The sequence below is a fragment of the Pseudomonas sp. P110(2024) genome (assembly GCF_057480795.1).
Genome location: NZ_JBLIYT010000011.1, coordinates 95,438 through 110,844 on the forward strand (window position 1 = coordinate 95,438; position 15,407 = coordinate 110,844).

At 58.8% G+C, this 15,407-nt stretch carries 20 protein-coding genes and 1 tRNA gene; 7 read left to right on the plus strand and 14 right to left on the minus strand.

Annotation, left to right across the window (positions count from 1 at the left end; translation table 11 throughout):
- Positions 1 to 39 precede the first annotated feature (39 nt).
- Entirely contained in the window at positions 40 to 861 is an 822-nt protein-coding gene (locus AC25ND_RS18340; protein WP_279153059.1) for a class I SAM-dependent methyltransferase, read from the plus strand.
- A gap of 55 nt (positions 862 to 916) precedes the next feature.
- Here AC25ND_RS18340 and AC25ND_RS18345 read toward each other — a convergent pair whose 3' ends face one another.
- The 4 genes from AC25ND_RS18345 to AC25ND_RS18360 all read right to left on the minus strand — a co-directional run bounded on the left by AC25ND_RS18345 (position 917) and on the right by AC25ND_RS18360 (position 4,062).
- Positions 917 to 1,684, minus strand: a complete 768-nt coding sequence (locus tag AC25ND_RS18345) for an SDR family oxidoreductase (protein ID WP_028692455.1) — start codon at positions 1,682 to 1,684, stop codon at positions 917 to 919.
- A 27-nt stretch (positions 1,685 to 1,711) separates the two neighbouring features.
- Complete coding sequence (locus tag AC25ND_RS18350) at positions 1,712 to 2,779, minus strand: phosphotransferase family protein (RefSeq protein WP_069016827.1); 1,068 nt, start codon at positions 2,777 to 2,779, stop codon at positions 1,712 to 1,714.
- A 197-nt stretch (positions 2,780 to 2,976) separates the two neighbouring features.
- Positions 2,977 to 3,294, minus strand: coding sequence for an SCP2 sterol-binding domain-containing protein (locus tag AC25ND_RS18355; protein WP_028692453.1), 318 nt, complete (start codon positions 3,292 to 3,294; stop codon positions 2,977 to 2,979).
- A gap of 54 nt (positions 3,295 to 3,348) precedes the next feature.
- A complete protein-coding gene (locus AC25ND_RS18360) occupies positions 3,349 to 4,062 on the minus strand; it encodes a histidine phosphatase family protein (protein ID WP_062361157.1) in 714 nt (237 codons plus the stop codon).
- 199 nt (positions 4,063 to 4,261) lie between these two features.
- Between AC25ND_RS18360 and sohB the strand changes: the two genes are divergently transcribed.
- Together sohB and AC25ND_RS18370 are read left to right on the plus strand one after the other, a co-directional pair.
- Entirely contained in the window at positions 4,262 to 5,278 is a 1,017-nt protein-coding gene (gene sohB / locus AC25ND_RS18365) for a protease SohB (protein ID WP_028692451.1), read from the plus strand.
- 144 nt (positions 5,279 to 5,422) lie between these two features.
- Positions 5,423 to 5,496 (plus strand) — tRNA-Cys (locus AC25ND_RS18370).
- Between the two features lie 99 nt (positions 5,497 to 5,595).
- Here AC25ND_RS18370 and AC25ND_RS18375 read toward each other — a convergent pair.
- From AC25ND_RS18375 to AC25ND_RS18390, 4 genes are all read right to left on the minus strand, one after another.
- Complete coding sequence (locus tag AC25ND_RS18375; protein ID WP_198742623.1) at positions 5,596 to 6,645, minus strand: site-specific integrase; 1,050 nt, start codon at positions 6,643 to 6,645, stop codon at positions 5,596 to 5,598.
- A gap of 1 nt (position 6,646) precedes the next feature.
- A complete protein-coding gene (locus AC25ND_RS18380) occupies positions 6,647 to 6,892 on the minus strand; it encodes a DUF4224 domain-containing protein (RefSeq protein WP_486976477.1) in 246 nt (81 codons plus the stop codon).
- Between the two features lie 252 nt (positions 6,893 to 7,144).
- Positions 7,145 to 7,909, minus strand: a complete 765-nt coding sequence (locus AC25ND_RS18385; protein WP_486976478.1) for a hypothetical protein — start codon at positions 7,907 to 7,909, stop codon at positions 7,145 to 7,147.
- Positions 7,910 to 7,952: 43 nt separating this feature from the next.
- Positions 7,953 to 8,222: a hypothetical protein gene (locus AC25ND_RS18390; protein WP_486976479.1), complete on the minus strand. Its 270-nt coding sequence runs from the start codon at positions 8,220 to 8,222 to the stop codon at positions 7,953 to 7,955.
- 166 nt (positions 8,223 to 8,388) lie between these two features.
- Here AC25ND_RS18390 and AC25ND_RS18395 point away from each other — a divergent pair, with 166 nt between their 5' ends.
- A complete protein-coding gene (locus tag AC25ND_RS18395; protein WP_486976480.1) occupies positions 8,389 to 9,111 on the plus strand; it encodes a winged helix-turn-helix domain-containing protein in 723 nt (240 codons plus the stop codon).
- Between the two features lie 6 nt (positions 9,112 to 9,117).
- Here the strand turns inward: AC25ND_RS18395 and AC25ND_RS18400 are convergent, their stop codons facing one another.
- The gene (locus AC25ND_RS18400; RefSeq protein ID WP_486976481.1) at positions 9,118 to 10,041 is read right to left on the minus strand and encodes a DNA cytosine methyltransferase; all 924 of its coding nucleotides are present in this window, start codon (positions 10,039 to 10,041) and stop codon (positions 9,118 to 9,120) included.
- Positions 10,042 to 10,412: 371 nt separating this feature from the next.
- On the opposite strand from AC25ND_RS18400, the gene AC25ND_RS18405 reads away from it, so the two are divergent.
- Together AC25ND_RS18405 and AC25ND_RS18410 are read left to right on the plus strand one after the other, a co-directional pair.
- Entirely contained in the window at positions 10,413 to 11,015 is a 603-nt protein-coding gene (locus AC25ND_RS18405) for a hypothetical protein (RefSeq protein ID WP_486976482.1), read from the plus strand.
- 134 nt (positions 11,016 to 11,149) lie between these two features.
- Positions 11,150 to 11,632: a hypothetical protein gene (locus AC25ND_RS18410; RefSeq protein WP_486976483.1), complete on the plus strand. Its 483-nt coding sequence runs from the start codon at positions 11,150 to 11,152 to the stop codon at positions 11,630 to 11,632.
- Between the two features lie 52 nt (positions 11,633 to 11,684).
- On the opposite strand, the gene AC25ND_RS18415 is transcribed toward AC25ND_RS18410, so the two are convergent.
- Complete coding sequence (locus tag AC25ND_RS18415) at positions 11,685 to 12,290, minus strand: hypothetical protein (RefSeq protein ID WP_486976484.1); 606 nt, start codon at positions 12,288 to 12,290, stop codon at positions 11,685 to 11,687.
- Positions 12,291 to 12,398: 108 nt separating this feature from the next.
- Here AC25ND_RS18415 and AC25ND_RS18420 point away from each other — a divergent pair, with 108 nt between their 5' ends.
- Positions 12,399 to 12,773: a hypothetical protein gene (locus AC25ND_RS18420; protein ID WP_486976485.1), complete on the plus strand. Its 375-nt coding sequence runs from the start codon at positions 12,399 to 12,401 to the stop codon at positions 12,771 to 12,773.
- On the opposite strand, the gene AC25ND_RS18425 is transcribed toward AC25ND_RS18420, so the two are convergent.
- The 4 genes from AC25ND_RS18425 to AC25ND_RS18440 form a co-directional block, all read right to left on the minus strand.
- Positions 12,774 to 13,082, minus strand: a complete 309-nt coding sequence (locus tag AC25ND_RS18425; RefSeq protein ID WP_486976486.1) for a hypothetical protein — start codon at positions 13,080 to 13,082, stop codon at positions 12,774 to 12,776.
- A gap of 12 nt (positions 13,083 to 13,094) precedes the next feature.
- Positions 13,095 to 13,367 carry a hypothetical protein gene (locus AC25ND_RS18430; RefSeq protein WP_486976487.1) on the minus strand — a complete coding sequence of 91 codons (273 nt, stop codon included), beginning with the start codon at positions 13,365 to 13,367 and terminating at the stop codon, positions 13,095 to 13,097.
- A gap of 21 nt (positions 13,368 to 13,388) precedes the next feature.
- Positions 13,389 to 13,772 carry a helix-turn-helix domain-containing protein gene (locus AC25ND_RS18435; RefSeq protein ID WP_050706333.1) on the minus strand — a complete coding sequence of 128 codons (384 nt, stop codon included), beginning with the start codon at positions 13,770 to 13,772 and terminating at the stop codon, positions 13,389 to 13,391.
- Between the two features lie 850 nt (positions 13,773 to 14,622).
- On the minus strand, positions 14,623 to 15,351 hold the full coding sequence (locus tag AC25ND_RS18440; RefSeq protein WP_050706358.1) for an XRE family transcriptional regulator: 729 nt from the start codon (positions 15,349 to 15,351) through the stop codon (positions 14,623 to 14,625).
- Between the last annotated feature and the right edge of the window lie 56 nt (positions 15,352 to 15,407).

Here is a 15,407-nt window from a genome sequence, read left to right on the forward strand (position 1 = left end):
ACGTGGCGCCTGACTCACTCAGGACAGGGAAGCACCGCAATGAGCCGATCACTGGAACTCAACCGCGCCAGCTGGGACGAGCGCGCGCCCCTGCACGCCGCCTCCGGGGACTACGAAGTCGAGCGCTTCGTCGCCGAGCCCGGGCATCTGTCCGAGGTGGTGCGTTTCGACCTGCCGCGTCTGGGCGATATCCACGGCCTGCGCGCCGTGCACCTGCAATGCCATATCGGTACCGACACCCTGTCGCTGGCGCGCCTGGGCGCCGAGGTCTGCGGCCTGGACTTCTCCGCGGCCTCCCTGGCTCAGGCGCGCCAACTGGCCGAGCGCTGTGGTGCGGGCATCGGGTATGTCGAATCGGACGTCTATCAGGCCGCGCAGGTACTGCCTGCTGAGGCATTCGACCTGGTCTACACCGGCATCGGCGCGCTGTGCTGGCTGCCGTGCATCGAGCGCTGGGCGCAGACCGTGGCGGCTTTGCTCAAGCCGGGCGGGCGGCTGTTCCTGCGCGACGGCCACCCGATGCTGATGGCCGTGAACGAGGACCATCAGGACCGCCTGCAACTGGAGTATCCGTACTTCGAGCGCGAGGCGCCGACGGTGTGGCACAGCGACGAGACCTACGTCGAGACCGACCAGGCCCTGACCCAGACCGAAACTCATGAGTGGAACCATGGCTTGGGCGAGGTGATCACCGCGTTGCTGAACAATGGCCTGCGCATTACCGGCCTGGAAGAGCATCAGAGCCTCCCCTGGGAGGCGCTGCCGGGGCAGATGACGCTGGGCGATGACGGCGAGTGGCGCCTGAACGAGGCGCCGTGGCGGTTGCCGCTGAGCTATACGCTGCAGGCGGTGAAGGGGTAGGCGCGCGGACCTATGGCATGCGTCACCACCCCTTAGGCGCGTGCATGAATCCGGATCAGGACAGGAATCCACCGTCGACATTGAGCGCGGTGCCGGTGGTATAGCTGGAGGCATCACTGGCCAGGTACAGCACCGCGCCTGCCATCTCGCTCGGGTCGGCCACGCGCTTGAGCGGGATCTGCTGCAGCGCGGCGTTGCGGATGCTGTCGTTCTTCACCAGCGCCGAGGCGAACTTGGTGTCGGTCAGCCCCGGCAGCAGGGCGTTGCAGCGGATGCCGAACTGCGCGCACTCCTTGGCGAAGACCTTGGTCATGTTGATCACCGCCGCCTTGGTCACCGAGTAGATGCCCTGGAACAATCCGGGCGAGACGCCATTGATCGAGGCCACGTTGATAATGCTTCCGCCGCCGTGCTCGCGCATCAGCTTGCCGGCTTCCACCGACATGAAGAAGTAACCGCGGATATTGACGTCGACGGTCTTCTGGAACGCCCCCAGGTCGGTGTCCAGGACGTTGCAGAACTGCGGGTTGGTGGCGGCGTTGTTGACCAGGATGTCGAGGCGGCCGAACTGTTCGCGGATGGCGGCGAACACCTGCTGGATCTGCTCCATCTCGCCAATGTGACAGGCCATCGCGGTGGCCTTGCCGCCGGCGGCGACGATCGCCTCGGCCACCTGCTGGCAGCCGTCGAGCTTGCGGCTGGAAACGATCACATGGGCACCTTGCTGGGCCAGCAGGTGGGCGATGGCTTCGCCGATGCCGCGGCTGGCGCCGGAAACGAAGGCGATCTTGCCGTCGAGGTCGAACAGGTGGGTCTTGGACATGCGCATATTCCTTGTTGTCTGCCGAAGTTACAGGCTGGATTTGCCGATCAGTTGCAGGCTCATCTGCTCCAGCAGCCGGTTCATGTGGATGAACTGGGCGAAGCGCTTGTCCTGGGTCTGGCCGTGGAAGAAGCGGTAGTAGATCTGCTGGACGATGCCGGCCAGGCGGAACAGGCCGTAGCAATAATAGAAGTCGAAGTTGTCGATGCGGATGCCGGCGCGCTCGGCGTAATAGTCGACGAACTGCTGGCGAGTGAGCATGCCGGGGGCGTTGCTCGGCTGGCGGCGCATCAGTTGCACCGGCGCCGGGTCGCCCGCCTCGATCCAGTAGGCCAGGCTGTTGCCCAGGTCCATCAGCGGGTCGCCGATGGTGGCCATCTCCCAGTCCAGCACGCCGATGATGCGCATCGGATTGGCGCTGTCGAGGATGACGTTGTCGAAGCGGTAGTCGTTGTGCACGATGCCCGGGCGCGGATGGTCGGTGGGCATCTTCTCGCGCAGCCAGGCGATCACCTGCTCCCAGCGCGGCGCGTCGGGCGTCAGGGCTTTTTCATAGCGGCTGGCCCAGCCTTCGATCTGGCGCTGCACATACCCTTCCGGCTTGCCCAGGTCAGCCAGGCCGCAGGCCTGGTAGTCGACCTGGTGCAGCTCGACCAGGCGATCGATGAAGCTCTTGCACAAGGCTTCGGTGCGGCCAGCATCCAGGTCCAGTTCGGCAGGGATGTCCGAACGCAGGATGATGCCGTTGACCCGTTCCATTACATAGAACTCGCCGCCGATCAGCGATTCGTCGGTGCAGTGCACGTAGGCCTTGGGGCAATAGGGGAAGCCGGCGTTGAGCTGGTTGAGGATGCGAAACTCACGGCCCATGTCGTGGGCCGACTTGGCCTTGTGACCGAACGGTGGGCGACGCAGCACGAATTCACGATCCGGGTAGCTGACCAGGTAGGTCAGGTTGGAGGCGCCGCCGGGGAACTGGCTGATGCTCGGCGTGCCGTCGAGGTCGGGAATGTGATCCTTCAGGTACGGATCGATGACGGCCGCGTCGAGTTCTTCGCCGGGGCGTACCTGGGTGGACTGGTCGGTGAGCGTCATGCGATTTCCTTATGATCGGTAGCAAGGACTATTGGCTAATCTAATTTCCCGTCAAAGCTGGTACAAGCGTGCCAGACGTTTATTGGCCTGGGTGTTGCCGGACGATCAATCGCCCTGATGGATGGGCCTAGCGGCCGGCGAAAAAAAAACCGAAGCCCGTCAGGCTTCGGTTTTTCATTGGCGATTCGCCGCGCCGATCAGGATGGGAACAGCTCGCTGAGCTTCATCGACAGCATCATGTCGCCTTCGACGCGCAGCTTGCCACCCATGAAGGCTTGCATGCCGTCGGTTTCACCGCTGACGATGCCCTTGAGGGTCTCGCTGTCCATCACCAGGGTGCAGTTGGCGTCGGCATTCTCGCCTTCCTGGATCTCGCAGGTGCCATCTTTGACCAGTAGGGCGTAGTGCTTGTCTTCATCGGTGATGTTGAAGCCGAACACCAGGTCCAGGCCGGCGGCAGCGGATGGGTTGAATTTTGCCTTCATCGCCTCGACGGCTTTAGCTACATCGCTCATGGTGTATTCCTTGTTAAATGATATTCGCGTCCGCAAGGACACAACAGACCGGGCTCATCGGTAGGTGACGAGCTCCGGCAACCGCAACAGCCGCACATGGGCTTGGCTGTTGAAGGAAGCCAGGGTGACGTCGCGGCCCCGGAATTTCAGGTGGCTGAGCGACGTGTTGATGATCTGCCAGTTCAGGGTGAACGCCTGAGCCGGCGTGATTCCGCTCACCAGGTGAAGCAGGGCAGCGATGGTGCCGCCGGAGGTGAACAGGGCGATGTTGTCGCCGCTGGCGGCGCTGTCGAGCAGCCGTCGCAGACCATCGCCGACCCGGCCGGTGAAGGCCTGCCAGGTTTCCAGGTGTTCATCGTGGGCATGCTCGCCGTCGTGCCAGCGCTGCACCATCAGGGCGAACAGACGTTGGAACTCGCCGCGGTGCTGGGCGCCATTGCGCAGTACATGCAGGGCCTCGGGCTCTTCGGGCAGCAGGGCAGGGAGCAGGGCACGGATCACGCCGTCGGCGTCGAACTCGTTGAAGGCCGCGTCGGTCTCAATGGTCGGGACTGCCTCGCCATGTGCCTGCAGCGCGTCGAGGGCCAGGCGGGCGGTGTCCTGCTGGCGACGCAGGGTGCCGGCCAGGCAACGGTCCAGGCGCACGCCCAGCTGAGCGAGGTGCTCGCCCAGTGCCCGGCTCTGACGCTCACCGACCGGCGAGAGCACGTCGTAGTCAGCGGCACCGAAGGAGGCTTGGCCATGTCGGATCAGGTAGAGATTGCCCACGTTGAAGTCCGGCCCGGTTGGAGGTTGTTGCGAGGTTAGGTTGCCCCAGGCGGGCTGTCAACGAAAAAACATACAAGCGTTTGAAAAGGTCGTTTGAACTGTGTTGCCAGCATTTTCACCGGCTGGCAGCGGCTCTGGCGCCCCGGTATGCTTGCATCCAGTTCGCGCCGTTGCGGCGCTGGTTTATCAAGGAGTCAATGTGGAGTTTCTTGCCGAATACGCAAGCTTTCTCGCCAAAACCGCCACCCTGGTGATCGCCATCTTGGTGGTGCTGTCGGCCATCGCCGGCCTGCGTGGCAAAGGGCGGCGCAAGCCGGGCGGGCAGTTGCAGGTCACCCGTCTCAACGAGTTCTACAAGGAGCTGCGCGAGCGCCTGGAATCGGGCCTGCTCGACAAGACCCAGCTCAAGGCCCTGCGCAAGCAGCAGGCCAAGGCGGAAAAACAGCAGAAGAAAAAGCCCGAGGACAAGCGCCGGGTGTTCGTCCTCGACTTCGACGGTGACATCAAGGCCTCGGCCACCGAGAGCCTGCGCAACGAGATCACCGCGCTGCTGACACTGGCCACCCCGCGTGACGAGGTGGTGCTGCGTCTGGAGAGCGGCGGCGGTATGGTGCACAGCTACGGTCTGGCTTCCTCGCAGCTGGCGCGTATCCGCGAGGCCGGCATCCCGCTGACCATCTGCATCGACAAAGTCGCCGCCAGCGGCGGCTACATGATGGCCTGCATCGGCGAGAAGATTGTCAGTGCACCGTTCGCGGTGCTGGGCTCGATCGGCGTGGTGGCGCAGATGCCCAACGTCAACCGGCTGCTGAAGAAGCACGACATCGATTTCGAAGTGCTCACCGCCGGTGAATACAAACGCACCCTGACCGTGTTCGGCGAGAACACCGACAAGGGCCGGGAGAAGTTCCAGGAAGACCTGGACATTACCCACCAGCTGTTCAAGGACTTCGTTGCCCGCTACCGTCCGCAGCTTCATATAGACGAAGTGGCGACCGGCGAGGTCTGGCTCGGCATCGCCGCGCTCAATCGCCAGTTGGTCGATGAGCTGGGCACCAGTGACGAGTACCTGAGCCGCAGCGCCCGCGAGGCCAATGTGTTCCACCTGCGCTTCGCCGAGCGCAAGAGCCTGCAGGAGCGCATCGGCGTGGCCGCCAGTGGGGCGGTGGAGAACACCCTGGTAGGCTTGTGGAGCAAACTCGGGCGTCTGCGCTAACACCTTGAACCCCTTGAAGATTTTTTTCTTCAAGGGGGTTGCAAGGTCCATCGAATGCCGACATAATGGCGTCCATCGAAACGCAGCTGACTTGAAAAAGCCCAGCGGTTTCAAGGGGATAGCGAAAGCTGGCTCCGACTTTGAGGCCGAGTAGCAAAGTGGTTATGCTCCGGATTGCAAATCCGTCTACGCCGGTTCGATTCCGACCTCGGCCTCCACTATTCGAAACCCCGCAGATCTAGGTCTGCGGGGTTTTTCTTTGCGCGCAGGAAACTACCGAAGTCCCAAAACAAATTACGCGCAGTCCCAAAACTGGATCACTTGGAAGGCTTGGCGATGGCTCCGACTCGACGGTAAACGCGCTCGGTGATGCCCTCTTTCGAGTGTCCCAGCAGCACGCTGGCATCGCCCAGGTCGTTGATCTCCGATGCCGCCTTCGGCCGGATGTCTCTGAACTGGAACTGCGCTATCCGGTTGGCCAGGTCGGGCTTTTTCTCCAGCTCAGCCTTCACTCTGGCTGCCTCTCTCGCTTCGGCCCATCGGTTGCGAAGCATTCCCCAGCTCATGCGCTTCCCGTGCTCGTTCAGGATGAAGAACGGCGAAAGGTGCCGGCTTGTGCTTCGCATGATCCGATCGAGCAGCAGGCCAAGGCTGTTCTTCACCTGATCCACTTCAGTCACGATCCGCAGTCGCTTGCCGGTTTTGCCTTGGCTTACCAGCAAGTACCCCCCTTGCATGTCATCCTTCCGCATGGACAGCACGTCCGACGGCCGCTGGCCGGTCAGATAGGCAAGATCCATCGCGTCCTTCAGCTCCGATGGAGCCTCCGCATAAACCGCCTTCCACACCAGTTCGTTTGCGTAGAAGTCTCGCGGCTTCTCTTTGTTCTTCCGCACCCCTAAGCACGGGTTGTCACGGGTTGTGAGCCCCCATTCCCTCGCTGTATTGAAAACATGGGAGAGCAGGGCGATTTCCCTGTTTGCCCTGGTCTTAGCCGAGCGCGAGTCGCGGTACTGCGCAATCATGGCTGGCGTGATGGCATCGATCGGCGCCGAGTCGAACACGATGCGCAGCTGCTTGAGCTCGTAGATGTTGTCCTTCTGGGTCCTGGCGGCCTTGCCTGGGATGATCTTCAGCAGGTACTCGTCGAAGATACCCTTCATCGTGGTTAGCTCTTTCGGGATCGCCTTGGCCTCAAGCTCTGCCCACATCAGCTTCGCCTTCACCAGGTCGTTCCCCAGGAAGATGTCTTTGCCTGACTTGTCCCTGTAGTACAGCGCTTCCCACACCTTGCCATTGGCTTTCTTTCTCTTGCGACGGTACATGCCAGGTGGCAGGTCGCGATTTTCGGTCTTCCTTGGGCGCATTTCACTTCACTCGGGAGAAATCAGGGGTCCAGGCTGTTGCCGGGGGCGGCGATGCAGCGACGGGCACAGTGTCGATCACCACGCCGCTCAGCTTCTGTCGGGCGTACTGGCGACCAACGAGTGGGCGCCCGCCGCGGCTCTCGACGAAATGCCAGCCTTTCTCTGTGAGCCAACGGCGCTGCCACGCCCGGGGTTTGTAGCCGGTGATCGTCACCAGCTCTTCGTCCGAAAGGATCTCGGTTTCCATGGGATGGTCTCCACGCCGCCGGTGGCGGCAGTTTGGTGGTCAGGCTGCTGGCGCAGGGCTGACGATGTAGTAGCTGGTGCACCTGCAGCGCGGGCACACCATGGTGCTGGTGCCCTTAAGCCATTTGCAGGGCGCGAGCACGCGTTCGCTCTCCTTGTGCTGGTTGCGGCACCGGGAGCACTTCACTGTGTTATCGGACACGGTTCATCCTCGCCCGCGCATGTCGGCGGGCTTGAGTAGTTGGGTGAGGGGTTAGGCTTTGCCGATGATGTCGGCTTCGGCTAGCTCGCAGAAGAACGAGCAGGCCGGCAGCTTTTCGTTTCGGCGAACCGGACCGTCGCCGAGCTCGCGCAGGGAGAACCGCACGTTTGTGGTTCGGTTGCGGAACAGGTACGAGCCTTCGCCCAGGTCGTCCTGGATGGTGCACAGCGCCTCGAACTGCTGCGGGAAGTCCTGGCGGATGGCCCGAAAGTAGCCTTCGCCGCCCTTCACACAGCCGATGCAGTTGGCGTTCTCGTAGCCCATCCGGTACATCAGAGGTAGTTCGATGCCGGCGCGCAGCAGGATGGCCTTGCAGTCGTCCTTGCCCAGGCCTCGGTCGATCAGCGGGGCGATCACCGGGCGGTCTGGATTGCGTTCTCTGAAATCCTCCAGCCGATCAACCTCCTCGGCGGTGTAGCCGAACACCATCACATCGCCAGGCTGCTTCCATGAGTCGAGCAATCGCCGCTTAAGGATCTTGGTGCAGGGGGCGCCAGTGCGTCCCTTCATGTAGCGCTCGCGGCGAAACACCTCGTGGGCGTCGGCGCCGTACTTCTCATCACGCAGGACGGTGATCGGCTGGCCGAACCACACTTCGCAGTCCTGGGCGAACCGGCGGTTGTCCTCATGCTCGTTGGCGAGGAAGGCGTTGATGATCTGCACGTCGTGCGTGCTGCCGTACTCTGCCAAGGCCAGCTTGGTGGCCACCGCCGAAGCGGCGCCGCAACTGAACTGGCAGACGATCCTTGCGTTCATCGCGGCGCCTTCCAGATCAGGTAGGCCATGTAGGCGAAGGCAATCATGATGCAGCCTGCTTTGCTGGCGGCCAGGATGCGTATTCTCCCTGCGGCAGCTCGTCGGTCACGTCATGGCCGGCCCACTCCAAGAATTTCTTGATAGGCATGCGCGGATAGTGGCGCCCAGGGGCCACTGATGGCCCGTCGTACTGGACCTCATCCACGCCGACATAGATGACGGTTCGATCATTGACCAGGCCGCAGCTGCGCACGCACGCGGGCTTCTTGCCGCGATAGGTGCGGCCGCGCTCCAGTTTGAGTATTTCAGGCATGACGATTCCTTTGCCGCCATATCGCGGCAGTGAATAGAGGGGGTAGGGGTTAAAGCGGGGTGTTACAGAAGAGTTTGGTGCTGGGAAAAATACAGCGATTTTCGGCTCCAGAGACTATTATACGCAGCACAGGCCAGATGCCATCATTTCTAAAAAGGATAGCCCCATGGGTTCAGAGAGTTCTACGGCCGTAAGCCAGTTGATCACAGCATGGAATGGTTTTGGTTGGCCTCATGTGGCTCTTTTTATGTCGTTGATTTTTCTTATAATGTTCAGGAGTAAAATCGGTGCTCTAATTGATCGCTTATCGAAGCTCAGTCCAAGTGGAGCTGAGTTTGGAAATTCTCCAGTTCCTGAAGATTTACAAGCTCCGATTAGCAAGGAGGATCCTGCAAGAGTTGTTGAGGAGATGAAAGAATCTATTGAGTCTGAAGCTGCATCGGTTCAGGCTCAGGGTATTCCTCTACCGCCTTACTCTGTAGCTAATTCAATGGCTGTGGCAAGAAAGTTCGTAGAAAATGAAATTTCGACCGTCGATCAATCTGATCAGCATGAATACTTAGTTTCCAGGCTGTCGTTCATGCGCGTTCTATGGAACTTTGAATCTATTTATTCGATGATTTTTGGAGGGCAAATAGCTTTGCTGAAGCATCTTAATCATCGATTTGTGAATGGCGTTGCGAAGGCTGAAGTCGAAACTCTGTGGGCTGAACATAAGGCCAAGTGGGCCCCGCAAATGAATCATTGGCAACTCGACCAGTACATAAATTATTTGGTGATTCAAGGTTTGATTCTAACGGATGGTGAGACTTTCGCCATAACTGCGAAAGGTCGCGAGTTTCTGGTCTGGATGCTTCAGACTTCTAAAGCGGAAGATAAATTTTGGTAGCTCTGCTTACGCCGCCTTTAGTAATGCTTCGATAATACGTTGCCCAGCCAGTGGCGGTACCGCGTTGCCGGCCATATGCATGGTCAACCTGTGGTTATCTGGACGCAGGGTGTCGACCGGGAACGACTGCGCGGCCAGGGCCTCGTCGGCGCTCAGCATTCGCATGCGGTCGCCGTCGACCAGGGCCCAGCGATCCAGGGTCGTGATGGTGCCGATCGGCCGGTTGATGTCGCGTCCGGTGGTGCCGGAGCCTTTGCCGTAGTAGGGCATGATGAACCGGTCGCCGAAGCGCTGGCGCCCGTTGCGAACACGGTCGAGTGTGGTCTGGGCTCGACCGGGCTTCTCGATTGGTGACCAGCGCCCGGCGTCGAAGTCGAGGAAGCTGCTGGCCGGCACGTGCTCGCACTGCTGCAACTGCAGTTGGATTGGCGCCTTGCTCTTTGTGCAGATCAGGAACAGGCGCACCCGGTGTTGCGGCACTCCAAGGTCGGCGCAATCGACGATGTGCGGTGCGACTTGGTATCCCAGGCGCTGCATCGCATCCACCCAGCTGGGGTAGAGCACCCAGTTCACGAACTCGGGCACGTTCTCGATCACCCAGGCGTCCTGCTGGAGTACCTCGGCCGCTGAAGGCACAGCCCAGGCTGTGGATCTCGACGCATCATGCTCCGGGTTTCCGTTCTTCTTGCCGCGGGCCTTTGCGTGGCCTTGGCAACATGGTGAGGCGATGCCGATATCGGTTCGCGGCACTGCCGCCCAGTTGGCCTGGTGAAGGTCCTGGCATACGTGGTCGGTGTCTTGGTGATTAGCCGCGTGCCACTTCACTGCCTCTGGCCAGTGATTTGCCGCCCAGAGAACCTGGACGCCTGCGGCGCGCGCGCCGGTGCTCCATCCGCCGAGGCCGGCGAACAGGTCGATTGCTGTGGGCATGGTGATACCTCGCCGACATATCGCGGCAGTGAATAGAGGGGAAAGGGGTTACAGCAGCAGTGTTTCGGGGTACTTTTCCATTTTTCAGGAGAGCCCAGCGTGATAGTTCATGGAGTCGAATACAGCTTCTGCAGAGCCTCTTCGAGATTTTCCGAAACGATGAGCCGCTCAAGTTTGAGGTGACGCTGTTTGAACGGGGCGTCCCTTTGGAACTGCTCGAATATGCTGTGCCAGCTGCTCGCGAGCTGTTAGGTGACTTTATCCCCTACATCTCAGAATGATCGGTGTTGCTGGATCAGTTTTCTATGGGAGTTAGTACTCCATGAATGACCTGAGTGCGGTTATTTGTTGGTCTTTAAAAGGAGGTGGTTGTGTTTACTAAGAAAATCCGTAAAGAGATGCCTTTGGAGTTGCTGCGGGTTATCTATAGTATGTATTTGGATAAGCATGGTCATGGCATTAGAAACTTGAAGGATTTTTTCGTCCTAATCACGGCTCATGAATTATTCTCTCAGTATATTCCAGATCTTATGGAAGTGAATGGTAACATTTCAAGGCCTCTTCTATTGGATAATCTCAAGGAGCTTGAGGGGCGTGGTTTTATGCGGAGCGAGGAGGGGTATAAATATTTCCTTACTTTGCAAGGGTATGATTATGCGTCTAGAGGGCGGTGGCGGAAATTTGTCGATTACTGGAATTCAAATCCAGGGCTCAATACTCTGGTTGCTATTCTCAGTGCGATGATTGCGTTAATTAGTTTGATGGTTGCCATATATGCTGCTGTTAGGCCGGGAGTAACTGGGTCGATAGATCCTCAGCTGAAAACTTCGCAGGAGTTGATTAAGGAAAAAATTCCAGAACGGCCATCGCCACTCATTCTAAGGCACTCCTGCGAATCAGCAGAAAATAAATCTGGCAGAAACAAATTGGGTCCAGCTGAAAAGCCATCTGCACTACCGTGCCCGCTGGTATAATCGCTGGTTCTTGATGGCTTGCCCCTACTAGATGGTTAGGGGAAGGCGCTGGCAGGCAGCGCCGAGGTGGCGCGCTTCGTCGAAGTGGGGTAGAACGTGACCGGCCCGGCATGGAGCCGGCTAAGGAGACGCGTGTGGGTACGATTGAACTCAGTGATCTGCGTGGCTACTTCAAGGAGCTTGCTGCCCCTGCATTTGAGGAGTTCTGGTTTGAGTACCAGGCAGACATTCCCCTAAACATCGGCAGGTTTATGTTCATCTACCGGCGCTTAGTTACGGCCCTTTTTTTCTTGAATCACATGACTGACAAAGCTGCCAGGCAGCGTGGTGCAAAAAATTCAGAAGAGGTGATCAATCTCGTCAAGGCCTCTGATCTTGAGGCTGGAACAGCTCTAGATATCTGTCGAATGCTGACAAACGATGTAAAACATCTGAAGAATCAGCCACAGACGTATGGTTTGCGAGACCGAACGCCTACTGACGATGCTGGAGTCAATCAGCTGCCCTGCTGGATTTACACTGATAAAGCCGGCGGCCAACATGATCTATGTGACATTGCTCAGCGAGCATGGAAATACTGGATAGATTATCGCCACGAGAGGAAGCCTGGCCTTTAGGTTGTTGGGCAAGCTCCAGTGTCAACGGCAGATTGCGGGCAGCGCTGGAGGGTCAGGCGGAGTAGAGGCGTTCGGAGTCGTTGGCCGGGGGCTTGGGGCAGGCGCGGAACTTCTTGAGTGCTTCTTTGTAGCTCGCCTTGGCTTCCTTCATGGTCAGAGCCCATTCACCGGCGACCTCGAGCGGCTCGTAGATAGACCAGCGCTCGAAGTTGTAGTGGCGCCGATACTGGCGATACGCGCTGCCCCGGGGGTAACGAACCATCCGGTACTCCCACTTCCCCCAGCTGCCGCGCTGCTGGTACTGCGGCATGTTGATGCCGAGGAAGTGGGCGAAGCCGTCGTAGCACTCACACTCATCGAGGTAGGCATCGAACTTGGTGCGTTTGGGAGGCGGCGGCGGCGATGGCAGCTTGTCCAAAGCGAACTGCTTGCCCTCGTCCGTGGCGCGATAAACCACCTCGTCCTCTGAGCAAAAGACCGGGGCCTTGCCGCGTGTCATCAGGCCGGCCTCCACCAGCACATCCAGGTTGTTCGAGTCGTCGTAGCCTGGGCTGGTGAGGAAGTGGTTACGGCTGATGCTACGGCGGTCTGACCGCTCAGCTGACAGACCCAGGGTGTGCCAGAGCAGGCCCAGCTGCTTCTTGGTGGCTTCGATCATGGCTTTCTCCAAGCATGCGCCGCCCTCCGTGCTGGTGGCGGCATGGTGGCAATTTGGGGTGGGATGGGGTATTACAGGATGCTCAGCGATCACAACCTCGAGGAAGTCATGGCATTCAAAATTAATGTATCCGGGAACACTTTCAACGGAGTAGGCACGGCTGTTTCAGTTCCGCATGATGCAGACGCCGAACTCGATTTTACTGACAATAATTTGATCAATTGCAAAAGTGCGATTGTCCAACGAGACCCAAAAGGGCTGGTTCAGGAACTTGGTCTGCCTGCTGATACTCCTATTGAAGATATCCTTGCAGTTCTTAGGACGCTTCAGGCAATGAATGGGGCTACCCATGAAGATAAAGTTGAATCCTTAAAGCAGTCGAAGCTATGGGCGTTCATTGAGCGGTCCGCTAATGTAACGTCTGTAATTCAGGGATTAGTTGCTTTAGGTGGTATGGCGATCGGTTTTCCCGCTGCATTCTGATTAATCGGAAGTTATACGCAGCGACTCGCGATCGCGGAAATTCTCAAGCTTCCGCACCATAGACGGTGACGCTGTGATTTCGTGGCGCGGAGGCGTCAGCAGCGGCAGAGCACCGCCAGGGCCAAGCCCATGCAGGTGATGAATCATCAGCGTCATCGCCTCACCCTGTTCCTCTATCCCGGCCCACTCCATCAATTCCTGCAGGGCCTGTTTAGTCCCTGGTCGGACCTTCAAGCGTAGATTTTCTTCCTGCAGTCGCGCGGCCTTCTCGCGACGGAGTCGGTCGCGCTCTGACTGGTCCATTGCCATACAGTACCCCCGTTAATCGGCGGTGCGAGAAATGAGGGTTCGCTTGCCTGCTTCCATTGCCTCAATAAGGTGTATGGCAGCACGGTGGCTAAAGCAGAATCTCTTGGTCTTGCCGGTGGCAACCTCGATGATGTGCCAAGCCTTGCCCTTGGCGACTGCCTGGAACAGAGGTTCGGGCGTCGGGGCAGGGCGACCAATCAGTTCGTAGAACTCGGTAGTAGCCAAGAGGGAGCGTGCACGCAGGGCGGCCAGGCCGTCCACGCGCTGTTGCATGGAGTGATGCATGTAATGATCCTCTGATGGGATTCAGGCGTGGTGCTCGAAGGCCTCGGCCTTACGAACGATTCGAATCTGGGCTGTACGCCGCTCTGGCGCCCTGCGGTCGCGGCGCAATGGATCGCTGTCATCAATGACCGCATGCATAGCGATCAGGCCGGCGAGGGCGATGCATAGCGGGCTGATGATCTGCCGGCGCATGGCTTCGGCCACGGCGGCCGCCCGACGCGCTACGCCGAGTTTGAACATCGCGTTTTCGATGCGGTTGGCAACAGTGCCCGGCGTGATCTGCATCTGCTGGGCAATCTGTTTAGCGGTCATGCCCTGGGCGACGCCGAGCAGCGCCTCTAGCTCGCGTGGAGCCAGCCCTTTGCCAAGGTGGCCTGTCCATGTGCCGCAAGTGATCGTTTCCATGAGTGGTCCTTGGTGGGCTGCATTGGAGAGCCTATCCCGCCTGTCTCCCTGAACATGTTGATGTAGGGGCGGGAAGGGCTCTCCGATGCAGCCTGGTGCTGGGGAAGACCAGGTGATCGGGCTGCCAGCTTGTGGTGGCGATTTGATGGTTCCCGGATGCTTAGCCACGCCGGGCCGTGGTAGCCTCGCAAGTCCCTACAACTGTTGAGGCAAATTTGATGGAACAAAAAAGGCTTGCAGAGCCAAAATGCCCAAGCTGCGCAATCGTCGGTCTTGGACACATCGTGAGCCAGAGGAGTGTGCAGGAAAGCAAGGGTGGCGACGCTTGGTTTGAAGTCGCACACTGCGCTGCCTGCGGGCACGTTTATGGAGTTTTCCCGAAGGTAGTTAATTCACCTTCAATGCCTATGCCCAGCTTCCCCAGAAGGTAAGCCTGCTTGCTCTGCCTGCTGGCTGGCGAACCTCGCTTTTCGCTCATCCAGCAGGTCGAGCAGTGGCTCTATCAGCCAATAGATGCCTGTGCAAAGCAGTCGTCTCATTTCTTTACTCCCGTTGATTTCCCGTCTGGCCCTGTTTCCAAGGCCAGTCAGTGAAATCTGTTTTTTCTCCAGCCGCGGTGCTCACCCGCTGGATAACTGCATTGGCGCTTTACGCTGCACGCCCAGGGCAGTTGCCACCCCTCTGAACAGTTGAGGCCTGTCCATCGCTGCCTTCGTTGCTGGCCGGTGTCGATCCGGCGAAGGCAAATATCACGTATTGTGTTAATTGGTGTCAACACGAATCGTGATTATTTTTCAGGCAAGCAACAAAAAGCCCGGCATTTAGCCGGGCTTGGTTGGCGAAAGGAGTGCTACCAGAGGACCGAGGACCAGAAGACTTTCCCTAGAATGACGATCTCTTTAGCGACCATCTCTTCTGCGCTGTATTCCTCGTCAGGATGCTCATCACGGTTGAAGCTGCGCATCCTGATCCCACCACCAGGCAAGCGGTATAGGGTTTTCACCCGCAGCTGGCCGCCATGATTGATTGCGTACATCTTGCCATCGATTACGGTAGTGGCGCCCTGATCAACGCCGACGGTGCTTCCATCGGGTAGCACGGGCTCCATGCTATTGCCGCCAACGGTCACGCAAACTGCTTCGCTTGGTTGCACGTTCTGTCGGCGAAGGGTGATTTTGCCGAACCGCAATTTGCGTGTATGTGATTGCTCAACAACCGTGCGGCCTCGGCCTGCTGAAAGCTCGACCTCTTTCAGGTAGGGCACGTATACCTCATCTCCATCCAATGGCGTTTCGTCATCCCACACATCAAATGGGCCAATCATCGTCGCGTTTGATTCGACAGCCTCAGCGCCCGCTTCCGGGGCGCTCGGTTTGTAATCCAAGATGATTTCCGACTCATCCACACCAATCGCATTTGCGATTAGGCGCAGATCCGCGAGAGATGGCTCCCGCGTATCAGTTTCGTAGTTGCCCACCCGTGATTGGGATTTCCAGCCGCAGGCAGTCGCCAGCGCGGCCTGGGAGAGCCCGGCAGCCTTGCGGTGGCGTTTGATGCGTTGTCCGAGGGTTTCTTTCATAGCCGTGATTGTAATCACGTTACGAAATAGCTCGCTTTCACTATTCGTGATTGAAA